Annotated in this window: 20 protein-coding genes; 1 reads left to right on the forward strand and 19 read right to left on the reverse strand. The window is 42.6% G+C overall.

The window, feature by feature from the left end; genetic code table 11:
• Nucleotides 1-22: 22 nt before the first annotated feature.
• Nucleotides 23-865, reverse strand: coding sequence for a hypothetical protein (locus Q4Q52_RS15725; RefSeq protein WP_311991044.1), 843 nt, complete (start codon nucleotides 863-865; stop codon nucleotides 23-25).
• A gap of 1,055 nt (nucleotides 866-1,920) precedes the next feature.
• On the opposite strand from Q4Q52_RS15725, the gene Q4Q52_RS15730 reads away from it, so the two are divergent.
• Nucleotides 1,921-2,856, forward strand: a complete 936-nt coding sequence (locus Q4Q52_RS15730; protein WP_311991045.1) for a hypothetical protein — start codon at nucleotides 1,921-1,923, stop codon at nucleotides 2,854-2,856.
• A gap of 2,176 nt (nucleotides 2,857-5,032) precedes the next feature.
• On the opposite strand, the gene Q4Q52_RS15740 is transcribed toward Q4Q52_RS15730, so the two are convergent.
• The 18 genes from Q4Q52_RS15740 to Q4Q52_RS15825 all read right to left on the reverse strand — a co-directional run bounded on the left by Q4Q52_RS15740 (nucleotide 5,033) and on the right by Q4Q52_RS15825 (nucleotide 16,124).
• On the reverse strand, nucleotides 5,033-5,617 hold the full coding sequence (locus tag Q4Q52_RS15740) for a DUF6151 family protein (protein ID WP_311901148.1): 585 nt from the start codon (nucleotides 5,615-5,617) through the stop codon (nucleotides 5,033-5,035).
• Nucleotides 5,618-5,715: 98 nt separating this feature from the next.
• A complete protein-coding gene (locus tag Q4Q52_RS15745; protein ID WP_311991046.1) occupies nucleotides 5,716-6,558 on the reverse strand; it encodes a methylated-DNA--[protein]-cysteine S-methyltransferase in 843 nt (280 codons plus the stop codon).
• Between the two features lie 11 nt (nucleotides 6,559-6,569).
• Nucleotides 6,570-7,334 carry an SDR family oxidoreductase gene (locus Q4Q52_RS15750; protein ID WP_311901145.1) on the reverse strand — a complete coding sequence of 255 codons (765 nt, stop codon included), beginning with the start codon at nucleotides 7,332-7,334 and terminating at the stop codon, nucleotides 6,570-6,572.
• 218 nt (nucleotides 7,335-7,552) lie between these two features.
• On the reverse strand, nucleotides 7,553-7,972 hold the full coding sequence (locus Q4Q52_RS15755; RefSeq protein ID WP_212600448.1) for a hypothetical protein: 420 nt from the start codon (nucleotides 7,970-7,972) through the stop codon (nucleotides 7,553-7,555).
• Between the two features lie 88 nt (nucleotides 7,973-8,060).
• Nucleotides 8,061-8,468 carry a hypothetical protein gene (locus tag Q4Q52_RS15760; protein WP_311891727.1) on the reverse strand — a complete coding sequence of 136 codons (408 nt, stop codon included), beginning with the start codon at nucleotides 8,466-8,468 and terminating at the stop codon, nucleotides 8,061-8,063.
• An 81-nt stretch (nucleotides 8,469-8,549) separates the two neighbouring features.
• Nucleotides 8,550-8,849, reverse strand: a complete 300-nt coding sequence (locus Q4Q52_RS15765; protein ID WP_311991047.1) for a type II toxin-antitoxin system RelE/ParE family toxin — start codon at nucleotides 8,847-8,849, stop codon at nucleotides 8,550-8,552.
• Nucleotides 8,837-9,094 carry a type II toxin-antitoxin system Phd/YefM family antitoxin gene (locus tag Q4Q52_RS15770; protein WP_220592666.1) on the reverse strand — a complete coding sequence of 86 codons (258 nt, stop codon included), beginning with the start codon at nucleotides 9,092-9,094 and terminating at the stop codon, nucleotides 8,837-8,839. The genes Q4Q52_RS15765 and Q4Q52_RS15770 overlap by 13 nt, the downstream gene beginning before the upstream one ends.
• 138 nt (nucleotides 9,095-9,232) lie before the next feature.
• Nucleotides 9,233-9,625: a hypothetical protein gene (locus Q4Q52_RS15775; protein ID WP_311991048.1), complete on the reverse strand. Its 393-nt coding sequence runs from the start codon at nucleotides 9,623-9,625 to the stop codon at nucleotides 9,233-9,235.
• A 403-nt stretch (nucleotides 9,626-10,028) separates the two neighbouring features.
• Nucleotides 10,029-10,262 (reverse strand): hypothetical protein, encoded by a 234-nt coding sequence (locus tag Q4Q52_RS15780; protein ID WP_283629533.1) that lies wholly within the window; start codon nucleotides 10,260-10,262, stop codon nucleotides 10,029-10,031.
• A gap of 98 nt (nucleotides 10,263-10,360) precedes the next feature.
• Nucleotides 10,361-11,014 (reverse strand): hypothetical protein, encoded by a 654-nt coding sequence (locus Q4Q52_RS15785; protein WP_311991049.1) that lies wholly within the window; start codon nucleotides 11,012-11,014, stop codon nucleotides 10,361-10,363.
• Between the two features lie 87 nt (nucleotides 11,015-11,101).
• On the reverse strand, nucleotides 11,102-11,539 hold the full coding sequence (locus tag Q4Q52_RS15790) for a GNAT family N-acetyltransferase (RefSeq protein ID WP_311991050.1): 438 nt from the start codon (nucleotides 11,537-11,539) through the stop codon (nucleotides 11,102-11,104).
• A 70-nt stretch (nucleotides 11,540-11,609) separates the two neighbouring features.
• Nucleotides 11,610-12,956 (reverse strand): serine hydrolase domain-containing protein, encoded by a 1,347-nt coding sequence (locus Q4Q52_RS15795; RefSeq protein WP_311991051.1) that lies wholly within the window; start codon nucleotides 12,954-12,956, stop codon nucleotides 11,610-11,612.
• Between the two features lie 111 nt (nucleotides 12,957-13,067).
• Nucleotides 13,068-13,496: a hypothetical protein gene (locus Q4Q52_RS15800; protein WP_311991052.1), complete on the reverse strand. Its 429-nt coding sequence runs from the start codon at nucleotides 13,494-13,496 to the stop codon at nucleotides 13,068-13,070.
• Nucleotides 13,497-13,620: 124 nt separating this feature from the next.
• A complete protein-coding gene (locus Q4Q52_RS15805) occupies nucleotides 13,621-13,968 on the reverse strand; it encodes a hypothetical protein (protein ID WP_311991053.1) in 348 nt (115 codons plus the stop codon).
• 100 nt (nucleotides 13,969-14,068) lie between these two features.
• Nucleotides 14,069-14,413 carry a hypothetical protein gene (locus Q4Q52_RS15810; protein WP_310803711.1) on the reverse strand — a complete coding sequence of 115 codons (345 nt, stop codon included), beginning with the start codon at nucleotides 14,411-14,413 and terminating at the stop codon, nucleotides 14,069-14,071.
• A gap of 27 nt (nucleotides 14,414-14,440) precedes the next feature.
• Nucleotides 14,441-14,929 carry a hypothetical protein gene (locus Q4Q52_RS15815; protein ID WP_311991054.1) on the reverse strand — a complete coding sequence of 163 codons (489 nt, stop codon included), beginning with the start codon at nucleotides 14,927-14,929 and terminating at the stop codon, nucleotides 14,441-14,443.
• A gap of 104 nt (nucleotides 14,930-15,033) precedes the next feature.
• Nucleotides 15,034-15,567 carry a hypothetical protein gene (locus tag Q4Q52_RS15820; RefSeq protein ID WP_311991055.1) on the reverse strand — a complete coding sequence of 178 codons (534 nt, stop codon included), beginning with the start codon at nucleotides 15,565-15,567 and terminating at the stop codon, nucleotides 15,034-15,036.
• A gap of 137 nt (nucleotides 15,568-15,704) precedes the next feature.
• Nucleotides 15,705-16,124: a DUF3806 domain-containing protein gene (locus Q4Q52_RS15825; protein WP_311991056.1), complete on the reverse strand. Its 420-nt coding sequence runs from the start codon at nucleotides 16,122-16,124 to the stop codon at nucleotides 15,705-15,707.
• Nucleotides 16,125-16,445: the final 321 nt, after the last annotated feature.

The raw sequence follows: 16,445 nt of genomic DNA on the forward strand, positions 1-16,445 counted from the left end.
ACTAACTTTGGGCAAGAAAGGTTTACGTTTCGTCTTCCATTAATCGGTCAACCATCTGGAGCAGTTCTGGTGGTGCAAGTAACTCATAACACTCTAATTTTCTTAATAACTTGTCTGTGTTATCAGCATCATTAGCGGCGCGACTATAATTGGGACGCTCAAACATATGGGTATAGGTTCTAAATAACCACTGTTGTTTCTGAAGTAACAAGGGATCGAGCCTTAATACCTCGTCGGCAAGACTAGCCTGACATTGACCAAGCTCCCCACGTAAAAAAGCTTGTAATTCTAACCTAACTTGCTCAATTTCGGTCATGTAAATGGCGAGGGATTCAGATGATGCGGCATAATCGTATTGCCTTGCTAACAGAGCTTTAGCGACCATTAGCGCTTTAGGTTCATGCAAAACGCGTAAATCGGCTTCTAAAGGCACTAACTCAAACTTTGAATCCGCTTGTAAAGCAAACGTTAAGCAATTATCTATGACTGAATTACCTTCATCTAAACCATTAGTCATGTCTAAGGTAAAAGATACGCCCCGTCTCAATTCTGCCGCGCAAAATTTTGCAGCAGTGCCCATTCGCGTATAGAGCCGAAAACCTTGCCCAAGACTTCGAGTGATCGGTGTATTAAAGGCCTGTGCACTTTGCGGTAACGATTCAACTTTAAGACCCATAAACGGTTGAAAACGAATCGCAATATTTTGTGGGGTTCCAGCTTCAGCAATAACGATAACCTCTAGTAAAGGCGCACTGAACGCCTGTAACACAATAAAATCACTGATATCGTCGGGTAACCGCAACGTGAGTATCGACGCTTTTTCGGCATCAAGCACCATAGGCTCATTTAAAAATTGATGATACATAAGACATTATTCCCCTGTTCAGCCGCGATTGTACCTTTGAATCTGAATGAAGATCACCAATGAAGTCTTTATATTCTCAAGATAATGACTTAATTACCTTAATGGTGTAAATGTTCATTCGGGGAGTTTCGGTGTTAAGATGTTATTATTCGACAAACTGTCATTTGAATTTAATTATGTCTAACCATTCCCAGCCAAGCATATTTTGGCACGACTACGAAACTAAAACCACTTAACCATTGATTAATAATACAAAAAACAATGTACACACTCCAGTTCTGTACACTCATATGTACACAATTAGTTTAATAAACTTCCAAATTAACTGTTCTGAAACAACAAGATTACGTATAGCCTCAATATTCTTTCATGTTAAATCTGTTTTCTCCCAACATTTTTGATTCTCATTTGCAGTCGATATGTGTCATTTCAGATGCAGCTATTTCGATGTTTTATTAACCAAGAACACAAACCGAGCACAATGGGTAATTGACAATATAAACCTGAGAATAAACAGACCGCATTCTACCCAGAGTTCCAATACATAGAAATATAGTGCAGCGTATATTACCCGCTCAATATCATACTAGTGGCCCTTAGCTTTTGTTATCAAATCTGACATAACTTCTGCAGAGGCGGCACAATATAACTACTCGAAAATCAACGTGATGGATCATGAGTCTGTAATGTCATACGATACCCCACTCCACTGTCCTGCATTTGGAACTCAGCAAGTTTAGTGTCGAGTCATCCGGCAAGTGTTACTCTTTTGCCTTTTGATTTGTCAACTGCATGCCATTTCAAAAATCTATAAATTTACGAGTTAACAAATAGCAGCTCAGCTAGATCGGTCTCTTTAAATCCATACCCCCAGTTGCCTCAAAATAGCAGCTAGAATATTTGCTTATCCTAGTTGGTGGAGTGCTCACATATCGTAAATATTTAATGAGTATAATTTATACAAGTCATTAGTTTTTTCGCCGTTCAGACCAATTAAGCTATAGTCTATTTGAGGATGTAGTAAATAGGTTTCTGAACATGGACATGAGTTTCTTATGTATAACTTACAAATATTTAGAATTTTTTTGAGTGTTATTCTCTTGATGGGCTTAACAAGTATCCCCATCACTTATGCTAACGATCAGTTCATAATCAATCGTTCAGAATCTAATCATGATGATCGATACAAATATACGTATGACCTTTTACAACTTGTTATTGATGCAACCAAAGCCGATTTTGGCCAAGCATCATTGGAGGTTTCCGATGTCATTATGAGCAGAAATCGCATATTAAGAGAATTGCAAGATGGTCAAAATATTAATGTCATAGCTGAAGCCTCAAGCTTAGAGTGGAATACAAAGCTTATACCAATAAAAATCCCCATACGTAAGGGAGTTCAAGGATTTAGAGTTTTCATTATTCAGAAGGAAAATGTGAAATCGTTGGCTCAAATCACCTCTATTATGCAGTTAACTTCTCTTAAAACAGGCTCAGGTAGTCAATGGTCAACTAAAGTTGCCATGCAACAGGCTGGATTTGAGGTCATTGAAAGCGTTCAATATGATAGTTTATTTAACATGCTATCAAAGGGAAGATTTGTTACATTTGGCCGTGGAGTGAATGAAGCTTATCAAGAACTTAAGCAGTTCAATCTACAGTATCCAAATCTAGTGATTGATGAAAACATTTTGCTGCATATCCCTCTTGCGACCTATTTTTATGTTTCACCTAATAAGCCTCACTTAGCCCAGAGAATAGAAGTCGGTCTTCGAAGAATAATCAACAATGGTGAGTTTGAAAAATTATTTTACAAACGTCATTGTGATTTTTTGATAAAAAGCAAAATGAATCAAAGGTTAATATTTAAAATTGACAATCCTCTTATCTCCGAAGCTGAGATGACTTCAATTGTAGGTAAAGATTTTCTACTCAATCCTAAGGATGACTTTTCCATTTTGTGTAAAAAAATCACTGATAATGACGTCTGAAATTTTGAATAGCACCGCAAACATAATGCAAATTAGGTATCGATTTAGGCCATTGTAGCCATCGTCCAAAAAAATTTGCTGCATGCACTGGCTGAACCAGGTAGTTAATCATCACTAATCCCTGCGGTCTTTCAGACCAAAATACTGCAGATTGTCCAACTGGCATTGCAGGCATGACCACGAACAGTCTTCCTTAACCAACTTGTTTAGCGCGAGCTTTTTACTCTGGCAAGCATTCAGTCATGACATACAACACTAACCGGTTAGCAAATTCTGAATGATTTAGTTATCAGTTAAGTGATTTTAGGATAAAGCTAGAACGAGATGATATGCCTAGGTGGTGGCACTCAGATGTATTCAAACTAAAGGTAGGTTTCTCCCCTCACAGTTCTCCGCTTTATAGTGACTCGCTTACCCATAGAGGCAAAATATCGGCCCATTCAACAAAGATCAAAGGATCACAAAATCGATCTAGTGAAGTTGGTATATCCGAGCACACCAATTTTTTGAGATTCTGAGAAAGCATGCAAAATAATCTATTACAATCAACACTATATATAGCGTTCAAAATTATGAACGCCCCCTAAAAGCCCGCTAATAAAACAACAACCAAGCCCTCTAAAATCCTCATATGTAGTGAAGCACTGCGTGTCGCTGCCCCCGCAATCAACCGCGCCGGAAGGACCCGCGATGATAATGGTTCGCATCTGCAGCAAGTTGAGAGCGATTCTCATCATCATAAAGTGTCGCGTTCGGTTTCAATCAAACCGTGAGCATCGGCGAGACACAAAATCCGCCCATCTGAAAATCAAAATTCCTCATAATTGCACATGATCATCGCTCTATTCCTATCCATGCAGGATGACTAATATAGGTAAAGATAACGACTCTGGCACTCGGTTAAAATGAGCCTAGTCCTAGACAGAAGCAATTCACCTAAAACCGTCTAAAACCGTTTAAAACCTTGGCTTTTACCCTCTTCACCCCATTGCCAACATTTAACACCAAAGCAACAAATACACGCTATTGCATCCTTCCTTAGGGTTGATGCAATGACTCGTCTGTGGCCCTACTGCTGCATGGGCTAGAGTGCTCCCAACTTTTTGAGGCTATCTAGGGATTATCTAGGCCGCATAGAAAAACGGTTGAACCATATTGGTGCAACACACTGAACAACACCCATTGAATAGAAACATATCAATAACAATTAAGATTAAGGCCGCATGAGCCTAAAAACGCGTTCAATCACCCAGAAACAGTGTGCAGATCATCCCAGTTCGCCTGCTTTCGATGACTAAAAACGGGGAGCGGATAACGCCTTCGCAGGATGAGGCCGCTACCGAAACAGTGAGCCGAATAGAAGGATCCATTTGGGCGCCATCAATTCACCCAGAACTACCAAAAAACTCACCTTTTGCCCTACCCTTTACGCCCCGCAAGCGTTAACACAAAAGCAACAAAAGCGAGTCGTTGCATCCTCCTCTAGGGTTGATGCAACGACTCGCCTGTAGCCTTACTGCTGCATGGGTTTGAGTGCTCCCAACTTTTTGAGGCTATCTAGGGATTATCTAGGCCGCACCGAAGAACTGTTGAACCCTAATGGTGTAACACCCCCTATCGCCACATAACATATCAGTAACAACTGCAACTAAGAAAACGTGTAGAATTCTCACTTGTCATCGTCGCACAGCACGTCTATATCTGCCCTATTTATGCCTGCTGCACCCACAGACATTAGCGAATGCCTGAACGACTAATACATCTGCAGGTAAAGCCGCTGACAAAAACGCAAACATGCACCTTGATGCCAGGCATCAATACCTATGCCCTATCCATCCCCTTATCCCAAGCCAGCGTGAGATTAGCGGACACACCTGCAGGTAAACACACGGCAGGATCATAGGACCAAGCAGAACAACAAGCTTAGGTACCGGCCATCATCGACCACCGGCATTAACGTATTGCTGTTCAGCACTCATGATGCGCTTTGGGATTGGATAACACGCCTGCAGGCGAAAAGAGTACAGTTCAAGAACATGCCGCACTAAGCCTGCAACTGGCCACGATGCCATTGTGATTGGGTAACACGTCTGCAGGTGAAGTCGTAGTCCAAGAACAGGCCGAGCTGTAGCGAGGTCCAGCTCCACTGTTTGTGATTGGAAAATGAAGCTACTTGTTACACGTCACTCTTCAATTTATCCAATTCGTCAGTGTTCAGTATTTTTGGGGTTACACGAGGTAAACCGGAAGAATTAAAAAGAGGAGAGTTTTTATATCTTCCATTGATGCGGTTCGTGACCACGATCCATATAAAGCGGACTAAAACCCCCATAAGTCCACGTTGCTTTGGCTTCGCTTGGCCTAAGGCAGTATCAGTGTTTAAAATTGCAACGTCTGCTCCAAAGTCTTTATCCATTTGCTGCCGGTCTAGGCAGCTGTGAATAAGGCCGATGAATGATGCTTTCCGGCTTGCCATAGTGTTACCAATAGGCGTTCCGCAACATGCAGCATACCAGCGGATCATACCGTTTTCACTGAGTCGTACTGCCGATATAAAATGTTCCCCTTGGTAGAAGAACAGGTGTTGTTGAGACACTTGAACGATCTCAGTTCCGCCTTGTTCATCTAGTACAAAAGGGGCTTTACCAAGAAAATGTGCGAACGCTCTGCAATCCGTGCAATAGCAGATGAGACGATTGGTAGTTCCAATTTTGTTGAGTTGTCCTTTAACAGCACCGCACTTACATTGAATTAGATGCATAGTTATCAACTTTCCTTAGTCAGATTACAAGCAACGCTGTGCTCTTATAACGCCCGCCATCACCCGAGCGAGGTACAAGCGTCGGTTGCATGGCATTGTTATAGCGCAACCGGTTCATCACGCATTTTTTCCCATGTTTGTACCATAAGCTTCTTAGTTGGTCCCCAGCGATACCCCCCAAGCGCACCACTTTGCTGTATAACCCTGTGACAGGGGATCAGCAAAGCCACTGGATTTGCTCCAATAGCGTTACCAACAGCCCTTGCCGACTTGGGTGCACCGAGTGATCTGGCTACTTCGGCATAGCTGACCACAGCGGCCGGTGGTATTTTCAACAAAGCACGCCACACGGCGATCTGAAAATTAGTCCCTGTCACATGGAGCGACAGCGGGCCTTGCCCGGAAGCTGTGTCACTGTTAAAAAATGCATCAATAGCGTGTCGCGTAGATGCCAAGCTTTCTCTGATCGAACTGAGAGGCCAATCGTTATGTAAGTCATCCAGCAACTCCTCCATGCTATTGAAGTCCATGAATGCTGCCCGGCAAACACCACGCAGGGTTACGGCCACAAACATGGGCCCCAATGGGGTCGGATGGACTCCATACTCGATCTGTACGTCCTTACCTCGATTTTTATACTCGCCAGGTGTGACGGCTTCCAGCTGCACAAAGTGATCATGCAACCTTGAACTGCCGCTTAATCCAAGCTCATGTGAGACATCAAGCAAGGAGCGAGAATTATTAAGCAATCCTTTGCCCCGCTCCAATGTCAGGACCTGTAAAAAGCGCTTCGGCGTAGTACCTGCCCAACGACAAAACAGCCTTTGAAAGTGATACGGACTCAGATGCACATGGGCGGCTATCTCTTCAAGGCTGGGCTGATCAATTGCCCGCTCAACCAAATAGGCCATGGCGCTTGCGATTCGGTCATAGTCTGACATGGCCCGGCCTCTCAAACACGATTTATAGATACACCGCCATCGACCAGCATTGCAGATCCAGTGGTGAAGCTGGAGGCGTCGGAGGCAAGGTACAATGCGGATTGGGCAATTTCATCTGGTGTCGCCATACGCTTAAGAGCATGCAAATTATGCACAAATGCCAATGCTTCTGGCGTATTGGCAAACTCACGTCCTGCTGGCGTATCAGTACCACCGGGCAAAAGGGCATTGACCCGGATATTCTGAGGCCCGTGCTCGGATGCCAGCACTTGAGTCAGTCCAATCAATCCCGCTTTACTGGCTGCGTAGGCTGCCATGCCTGGCATACCTGCGGTGTAACCAACGAAGGTAGAGGTGAAAATTAACGAACCTCCTTTTCGGGCAGCCATGGCAGGCAGCTGGTACTTTGCGCCCAAAAATGCGCTGGTTAAGTTGGTCGCAATAACTTGATTCCAGTCCGTGAGCGACATCTCCGGGACAGGGCCCATAGCACCCAGAATGGCAGCATTGTTAAAAGCGATATCCAAGCCACCAAAGTGGCTTACTGCTTTATCTACCAAAGCTTTGGCAAACGCTTCTTCACCAACATCACCGGCGAGTGCCAGTGCCTGCCCGCCTTCCGTATTGATTAAGTCCACCAGTTCATCAAGCTCCTTCTGTCGCCTTGCAGCCACCACTACGGCAGCACCTTCTCTGGCAAAAAGCTTCGCGGCTGCGTAGCCAATGCCGGTACTGGCACCGGTAACAATAGCAACTTTGTGGGCAAGTATGTTCATCGTAATTCCTCTAGGATCTGCTTGCTATAAAAGGGCATCTGCCCGAACAGAAGCTATCTTAGGAGGCCGAACGACTAATGCCGACCCGAATCTTGCTGTATTTCAATTACGCTATAGCGCCTCAATAAAAGGCAAAAATAGTTGATTTAAATAAGCGACACAGGACAAAAACCAACTGTTGTTGTCCTGCTTTAACGACTAGTTAGGTTGCATTTTTCTCATAAATTTGACCATTGCTGTTTTAAACCAATGAAGTGAATAATACCAAAACTTAAACAAATCAATGAACTCCACATCCAAAACTCAGGAGAACGCCCCATAGGAGAGCTGACTAAAAAGAAACCGGCAACACCGCGAAGTAAATAAATAAAAGTGATGAGAATAAGAGCTAAACGAAGTAAAGGTAAACGAACAATTACACCTGCCGCAGAAAATGCGTAAATCGACCAAATAGAGAGAACAAGAACAATACCACTGGTAATTAATGTAGGTTGAATACTACCGCGCTCAGCAAGCAAAGCCATTTGTTCACCTGCACCAAAAAAACGATACCAAGGAGCGCCAAAATAAATACAACCTATATGAAGAATGGCTACAACGGCACTTAATGCACCTGCAATAATTAAGAATACATTCATACTGCGACAGAACCTCCGTGTTAACTAACGCCCCAAGCAGGGCAACTTTTAAGCCGGCTAAAATAAGGAGCGAAGCGACAGGACCAGCTTAAAATTCAACTTCCTCGATAACAAATTGCCCTGTTGATTCGACCCAACTTCCTTCTGGAACATCTAATTGATAGTTACCTAATTCATTGTCAGATATGACAGGAAGCAACGAATTAACCATAAATAATTTTTCGTTATCTTCGTCTAGTTTGAAGCCGCCGTATGTGCCAACAACACTCGTTGCTATAGATTTAGTTTGTTTATCCGTTAACTGCCAGTTAGCGTGCCAATATCTTAGGTCGGCATCTTTCAATTTATTTAGAGGAAAACAACTTTTAAACCAATCAATACTACCAATGAAATAGCAGACAATAGTTAGATCAAAATCAGGGAAGTAAACCTCAGCTTCACCTTCATTTTCGCAACTGCATGGTGTGATACTTTTTACGATTACTCGATATTTCATATTGAATGCTAACATCCCGCGCATGCGCGCGAACTTAGGAACGTCACAGGAGGTGAATACCCCGAATGACGCGGATTGTTATCAGTTTCCAAGCATGAACGCACGAAGCTGTCGCTCCTCTCGCATGACAAAGAGGACGAAAACTCGCTGCTCATCCTCACGATAAAAAATGCGACAGGGTGGAATCACTACCTCTCTGTATACCGAATCCGGGAGCTCAGGAGGAATCCGCCCGGATTTGGAGAAATTCTCCAAACGTTCTGTCTTGTCGAAAACTGCCTTCACGAGATAGCTCGCAGCAGCAGGGTTGTCCAAAGCAATATACTCAGCAATGGCATCAAGTTCTTGAAGGGCTGGCTCTGTCCAGATCACTTCAGCCATTTAGTCATCTTATCTCTGGCTTCACTTTGGCTATACGTTCTTCCCTCAAGTACAGCACGCTCTCCACGAGCGAGCCCCTCAAGCAGCGCAAGCCGACGCTGCATGAATTCATAATCTTGAACATCTACAAGGTATGCAGATGGCTGACCATGCTCTGTAATCAATACGGGCTCTTTCGACAAGTGCAGATCTGCCAGAATCTTTGTCGCTTGACGCTTTAGATTCGTAACTAGCTCAACTTTCATAGGTTCACCCTGTTCTAAATTTAAAGTGACACTATAGTATCACTTTGCGAGCAAGGCAATCCCAGCTAACGCCCGCCACAAACGCGAGCAACGTGTTGCGAGTCGAGCGCCCAACGGGCGCGTTTTTGATGGCGCTTGTTAGGCATTTACAACACCTGAACTTTTTGCTGCTTGCTTGCCCAAGGCAACACCAAACAAAAGCGCAATAGACATACTGGCATAATCAATTTGCCAGTCGCCCAAAAGAACCTCGCCAGCCATCAAAAACAGAATACATGATGCAATTAAAGAACTCAGCAAAACAACTATAAGTGCATGTATAAATGCAAACTTTGCCTGATTTTTCACTAGAAAATAAATGATCGTTGCTTCAACAACCATAGAAAGGAAAATAAAGCTCCAGTAAATCCAGCTCGGAATCATTTCACCAGCTGAATCATAGCGCCCAATAACATACCCCAATGGCACACCCGAAGCAGTCGAACAGATAAAGTAAACCACTGTGTATTTAGCAATTCGTGCCCAGTTCACGTAAAGTCCTTTTAAATGCCTAACGTCTTAGTATTTATGCGCTGCGCTGTTTGCAGGGCATAAATCGCTTGTTGGACTTGGCCGCTGCCTCATCCAGATTACTTGGTATGCTTCATGCTATAGGAATTTGCTTTTTTTGAGGCAAGGTCTGAGCTGCAGAGCTGTTTTGAGCAAATAATATTGCGTGGTTTCTGCGTATTTCATTGAAAATCCTTTGTCATGGTTGTGTTCCATCGCATCTTCTTTAAGTCTAGCTGATTCAAGCTGGCTTAATCATTCCACTAAATCGCAGTTAAGCTCCGCGCAGCGGCATATTTGGGGCGACTGGAGCGCAGCGTAAGCCGTCCCAGCCACGATAGTAGCGACAACAGCGCCTTGTTATGTGGCGACTTGCAAGCCGATGTTATTCTTGAAATTCCCACGGGATTTCCTTCTTGAATAGTGCAATTGTTTGCTCTACAAGCTCAAGATCGAGTTCCTTTTTGTAAAGGGTCACTTCTCTGGTTTTTTTGGTGTCATCCCGAAAAACTTCCATGAGCATGTCGTTGCCGGAATATACCTCAATACCGATCCCATCTCGACCAAGGCCAACATCACTCGCCACAATGTACTTTTCGATTTTGGAATTCTCATCCATGCCCGTTACTCAACGATTCCACATAACGCCCAACACAACGGCTGGCACGTAATTGAGCAGCAATTTGAGTGACAGGTTTGACAGTCCGTTGCTGCTTGTTATGCGATTTCTGCAAGCTGAACATCCGTTGGCTCCAACTTCTTCAGTTCACGAGATTTATTTACTATTTCATCTATGAATCGGAGCGCATCCTCACCTGATTCGAGTAATTTAACCATACGGGACGTGAATTCTTTAAGCTCTATTGCCCACTCTGTATCGTGAGGGTTGCTTAGCACCTGATTGAAATATGAGATGGCTTCGTTTCTGTCTTTGGTCAGAACACATGACATACCTTGATGAAACTCAGCCCATAACGTTGGCCGATGGTTTTGCAACGAAGAAATCACGTACTGTTTTACTGATTTCGGGCTAGATAACAGCTTTCTGATTTCTAACACTTTGGATTTGGCAATTTCGGCGAACTCTTGAGCTTTAAGCTCAAACTGCTCATCTGATTTATATTCGACAAAACCTGCTTCTCTATAACCAATATCGAAAGATAGGTGCTCTTTGGGGTACCACTGAAAATTAATACCCACATTTAGGTAAGTTCCTTTTGACCATGAAGAAGGTTGAAATTCGATTACTGTAATCCACCATCCATTGTCATCAAGCCAAACCCTCGATTGGCCTTTTCGATTAACACCAACAGGCTTCAAAGCCTGCCTTGCTACTCTGTTGATAATTTTACTGTGTGGAGGAGTACTCATAAGCTCACTTCGCATAACGCTCGCCTAAACGGCGAGCAACTTGTTGCAAGTCCAGCGGCCGCAGGCCGCGATGTTTAATGTTAGAGATCACAGCTTGATGACTGCCAACATATCTTCACCATCTTCATCCAAACCCACTTCCTGAAAGCCAAAACGTGAATAAAAATCTTTGGCCACCGGGTTTTGAGGGGCATAGCAAATTTCTATTTCTTTTACTTTGTCACTGGATTTGATTTCATTGAGCGCCAAATTTAGTGCAACTCTGCCAATACCAGATTGTTGATAGCGTTGATCCACCATAAAGCGCCAGATAGAAACTTTTTCAGGTGTTTCAGATACCCACATGAAAAAGCCAACAGGTATATCGTTTTGATAGATTGCCTTACAGGTATGCCCTTGGCAGTAATGTGACTCAACCAAAGACCACATATTGCTCGCAACATATTCCTGTTGCTCATCAGTGACATCTAAGTCACATACTGCTTCATAATTTGAACTTGTAATTTCTTCCAATGTGATGCTCATGACTTTCCTTAGCTCTAAAACCCGCAACAAACGCGAGCAACTTGTTGCGAGTCGTTTTTGATGGCGATTGTTATATTTCCGATCGGACTAAAGGCGCTAGCTCACCCATGTAAATACTGACAGGAACAAGTAAACGCTTATCATCCTGCTCTCGAAGTTGATAATAATCTTCGGTGCATTCATACGAAAATGTGTTATTTTCCCGAAGCACTAATTTTCGGATAACGCCATTGCCGGTTGTTGCACTGAGTTGCCCATCATCGAATGTAACCGTCATAACCGTATCGTCTGCACCTTTGTATTGACCAATCAGAATCTTAGCTTGCTCTGTGATGTTTTTATCAACAATTGGCGTTGGTGAAAGGTTAAGTTGCCTTGCAATCATATTTAACAAAGCTGGACCAGGGTGAACAGAGTCATTGTTGCCGAATACTGTGCCAAGTAAATCATATGAAGGAAAATAGATTGACCATGCCATAAAACCTGGCACCTGCCCTTGATGACTGTACGACGGTAGGCCACTTATAGGATATACATCGGTACCAAAACCATAATTTACTGATTCACCGTTGTTTAATTTCGCTCTACTTACCATCAACTGATAATTTTCAGCCGAAATTACCTTCCCAGAACTTAAACCACTATGCCACAGGCTCATGTCATCAAGAGTAGATGCAATTGCACCTGCCGCATAAATCCAACTGCGGTCAACGGTTTCGGGAGCCAAATACAGATTAGGCGCGTCTCTATTTGTGGTATAACCTTTAACGATTTGCTTTGAGCTTTCCCCATTAGTCACAACAAACGAATTCTGCATACCTAAAGGAGAAAAGATATTTCGCTGTAAATACTCGCTATATGTCAGACCAGAAGCGACTTCAATCACCTTTCCCAACAAAATATATCCGGTATTTGAATACGCATAATCAACACCAGGCTTTCTAAGCACAGGCATTTTACTCACCTGATTGATCACTTCATCAATGGTGGCGTATTTGTCCCACCGCTGCCTGATCCCTGCATCCAAGTTGTAATTTGGCAGCCCAGAAGTATGGCTTAGCACACTTTCAATCGTCAGCCTTGTGTACTCGACGGGAATATCTTTAATAAAATCACCCAAGGTACTTTTTAAGGATAACTTTTTATTTTCAGCAAGTTGAAGGATGGCTGCAGCAGTAAACTGCTTTGTAATTGATCCGATTTGAAAAGTGTCATCAACTTTTAGTGGTTCGCGAGTGCTTATGTCTGCAACACCAAGCACGCCTTTGAAAACATGCTTTCCAGCTTGTTCGATACTTACTGCAAGTCCCGGCTTATCCAATGATGCATGGCAAGATAACATTGCTGAAAAATCATGTTCTTGTGCATCAACACAGCTAACAAAAAATATCGAGCTAAACAGTAACTTTTTTACCATTGAAATAAACACTCCCTTGCAAAAAAATATAACGCTCGCCTAAACGGCGAGCAACTTGTTGCGAGTCCAGCGGCCGCAGGCCGCGATGTTTGAGGCGCTTGTATGCGTAACTTAATCACACTTATCAAGGTTGTTACCACTTACCCAATCCTGAACCAAACCAGTTGTTTTAGACCAGTTACTGGACATACCATAAGCTTCAACAAAAACTGGACATTTATTCTGAGGACTAACATCAACTATAATTTGGTAAAATCTATTCCAATTTACATGGGCAACTGAAGCTAATGTAACTGAATTACTATCAGCTCCACTTTTTTCGATAAACGTATCGCTTGTGCCACCATAAATATCTTGCTTACCATGCGCGAAGCATTTTTTTAATTGTCTCTCCATTAACTCAACAGTTTCATTAAATGACTTATTTGAACAAAAACTGCTTTTAGCTTTACCAGCGGTTCTAAGTTCATCTACTGACTTAGGGACAGATGCACACCCTGAAAGAAACATTAATGATATTAAGACAAAACTAGATTTCATTTCTAATCCTTGAATTACGCATAACGCCGCCATAAACGGCACAAAATAGCTGGCTATACTTGGCGACGAAGGAGCACAAGCCAGCTGTTTTGTGTCCGCGCTTTAATGGCCTTGTTAGGTGCTTTTACCCAATTTTTGCTAGTGCTTCTTGAGCAGCTACCATAACAACTTTCCATTTAGGATCTTTTAATAGCTCATCAATAGATTGATTTTCATTATCAATATTTTGCTCAAAAAGCTTTGTAAACTCCCAGAGGATTAACTTTTCATCAGCGGTGAAACTTTCTGATATTAAACCAGGCCCTTGAGGTAAGGAGTCCATAACTAAATCATCAAACCACCAACAAACAAATTCACTTTTATAGTCGATATACTCAACTTTCGATGAAAATTCTCTCTGTCTTGGCGGAGACGATAAAAAGCTCAAAATGTCTAGGCACGAATTTCTGAATTCCAAAGCAGTACTATCCATAGTTACCTAACTCCTTTGTAACGGGCAGCTTTGCTGCGAAGCAGCGCTTAAAGCTGTCCAGCCCGAAGGGCGTTCGTTGACAAACTTGTTAAGCATTGGACTACAACCCCGTATAACTATGTGAAACTTCATGACTTTTATAGGTGCCATTTTCATTTAGATTAATAAATATCTGAATGGCACAGTCATAAAACAACCAAAGAAAAACCCCTTCAAATTTACACTGTGCTTCATTTTCTCTTACGATAGCCTGATAGCGAAACGAATACTGATCATAGCTATGCGACAAGTTAGCAGATGTTAGATACGCTTCAATATCTTCTTTGCTGGCACCAACGGAAAGATTATCCTCGATGCTGCTTTGAATGCCTTCTACTGTTGTGAGTTCGCTGGCCCACAAAGAGCTACAAAGAAAAATAGTTATAAAGGCTATGGCTAACTTCAATGCTTCTTCCTTGTGGATGCATAACGCTTACGATAAGCGGAAAAATCTAGCGATTTGGCGCAGCCAGCTAGTTTTTTCCGCCTTGATTGTTTTGTTATGTGGCAACACTTCATACTCATAATGATTTTTAATTGGCGCTGCAATATGTTCTTTGCCAGTTGTATCAACAGCTGTTGCTATACAGACTATATGAAGCATACTTTCGCTCAGCTTCGGTATCTCAAACTTAAAAGTGATACTTGGAACAAAGCTTGGCTCAATATTTTGAGTCTTAAGCATTTTGTCAAAGTGCTCGTTAAGCCCTTCTAATGACTTTTGAAGTACGGTTCTGTGTATAAGAGTGCTAGGGCTGATTTCATAATTTCGAATATCAAAATATATTTCATTAACACCCGATTCCAACGCCGAGCGATATACCCAAGTGCTTTTATAGTCACCTTCCACCCAACCTAACGTACTCATATATGAATCAGCAAGGTTGTGAACAAACGACTTAATGTATTTAAGTTTAGGCACTAGGCTTCCTTAGCCACATAACGCCGCCAGCAGCGGCCGAGTGAAACGAGGTCCAGCGACCAGCGGGAGCGTTGCTGGCTGGCCTTGTTATACAGAATATACACTTAGTCATCTTGATTGTTAATTAAAAAGTTCTGATAGAATGAATTTACATCTATGGTATACCTTAAACCACCATCATTAACTTCTGGAGAGTAACCCACGTATATATAGGCATTTTCCAGTTGTGACTTATGCAATTGAACCTCTAATATATTTAAATTTGAACTTCCTAATGAGTAGCCAAGCTTAGATAGAACTAAAACTTTTGCGCCATCATCTGAGAGTTTATCATTTAACACATGGCTTAATTCTTGTTCGTTTTTATTTAAAGATAATTTTGTAATAACCAACCATGCTGATTTATCAATGAGCAAGTCATCTTGCTGGCCATTATTGACGTAGCTATCATCCAATTCTAATAGAAAACTCTCGGTGGATTCAATTTGTGAGAATTTAAATTTAAACCTTTGCGCATCTACATTATCAGGTGTAATTCGCTCAAACCCACTCCAAGCAGCATAACCATTTCCAGTATAAAAAGACAAAAAAATAATAAATAGTATTGATACCGGATAGATTTTTATTTTATTACTCATCGATAACACTCATTCTTAGGTTCGTATAACGCTCCAATCACCGGGCCAGCGGAGTGGAGCAATTTTTGTGGTATAAAGGAGCGCAGCGACACCACAACAAATTGCGCAACGTAGCAGGCTCCGCGTGCATTGGCTTGTTATGCTTGATTTTTTAATGCGCTATGAATTGCTTTTTGAAAACCACCAAACATTTCATATATGTCAACTTTAACTCCGGCCTCAACTCTTTTTGATACTGATGTGCGAGGAAAAACTAAAACCGATGTATTAAGCCAGCGCAATGCGGGATCACGCCCGTATTGGTCTTCTACTGCAACCCAACTTAGTTCTTCAATTTCTTGGGTAAGAGCGTCACCCAAGCAAATACCCAAAGCTTGTAATTTGAAGGTTTCTTCATTTGAAACCCACTCGTTGTCAAGGATGGTTTGAACCAGCTTTAGCTTAGCAGATAAGTTTTGATACTCATGCACATCATCAAAGTGTCCAGCGAGCCACTCTCTGCTTTTTGAAAGTAACTCAAGATCACTTTCATTCAATGTTTCTATTTTCTGATTCACTTCATTCTCGCTTTTGCATAACGCCGCCAGCATGCGCGGCTTTGTAGTGAAGGCGAAGCCGCAGCGGAAAAGGCGTCGCCGTGACTGGCCTTGTGTACGCCCAGCATGGGCATGAACTAATGAGGTGAAAGTCCTCTGTAGGAAGGTCACCGTTCAATAACATGCTGTTATTAAACGTTAACTACTAGCGAATGGCAAGGGCTTATCCGCGAGGATTGGTCTGAAGGAAGCCGCTAGCAAATTTGCGAGCTGATGAACAAGGACATCATATGAGGCGTAGGCTAGAGGTGAGTTGGCAGGGTCTGCCCCGCGAAGCAAGGG

The organism is Shewanella sp. SP1S2-4 (assembly GCF_031932075.1).
GTDB classification, from domain to species: domain Bacteria; phylum Pseudomonadota; class Gammaproteobacteria; order Enterobacterales; family Shewanellaceae; genus Shewanella; species Shewanella baltica.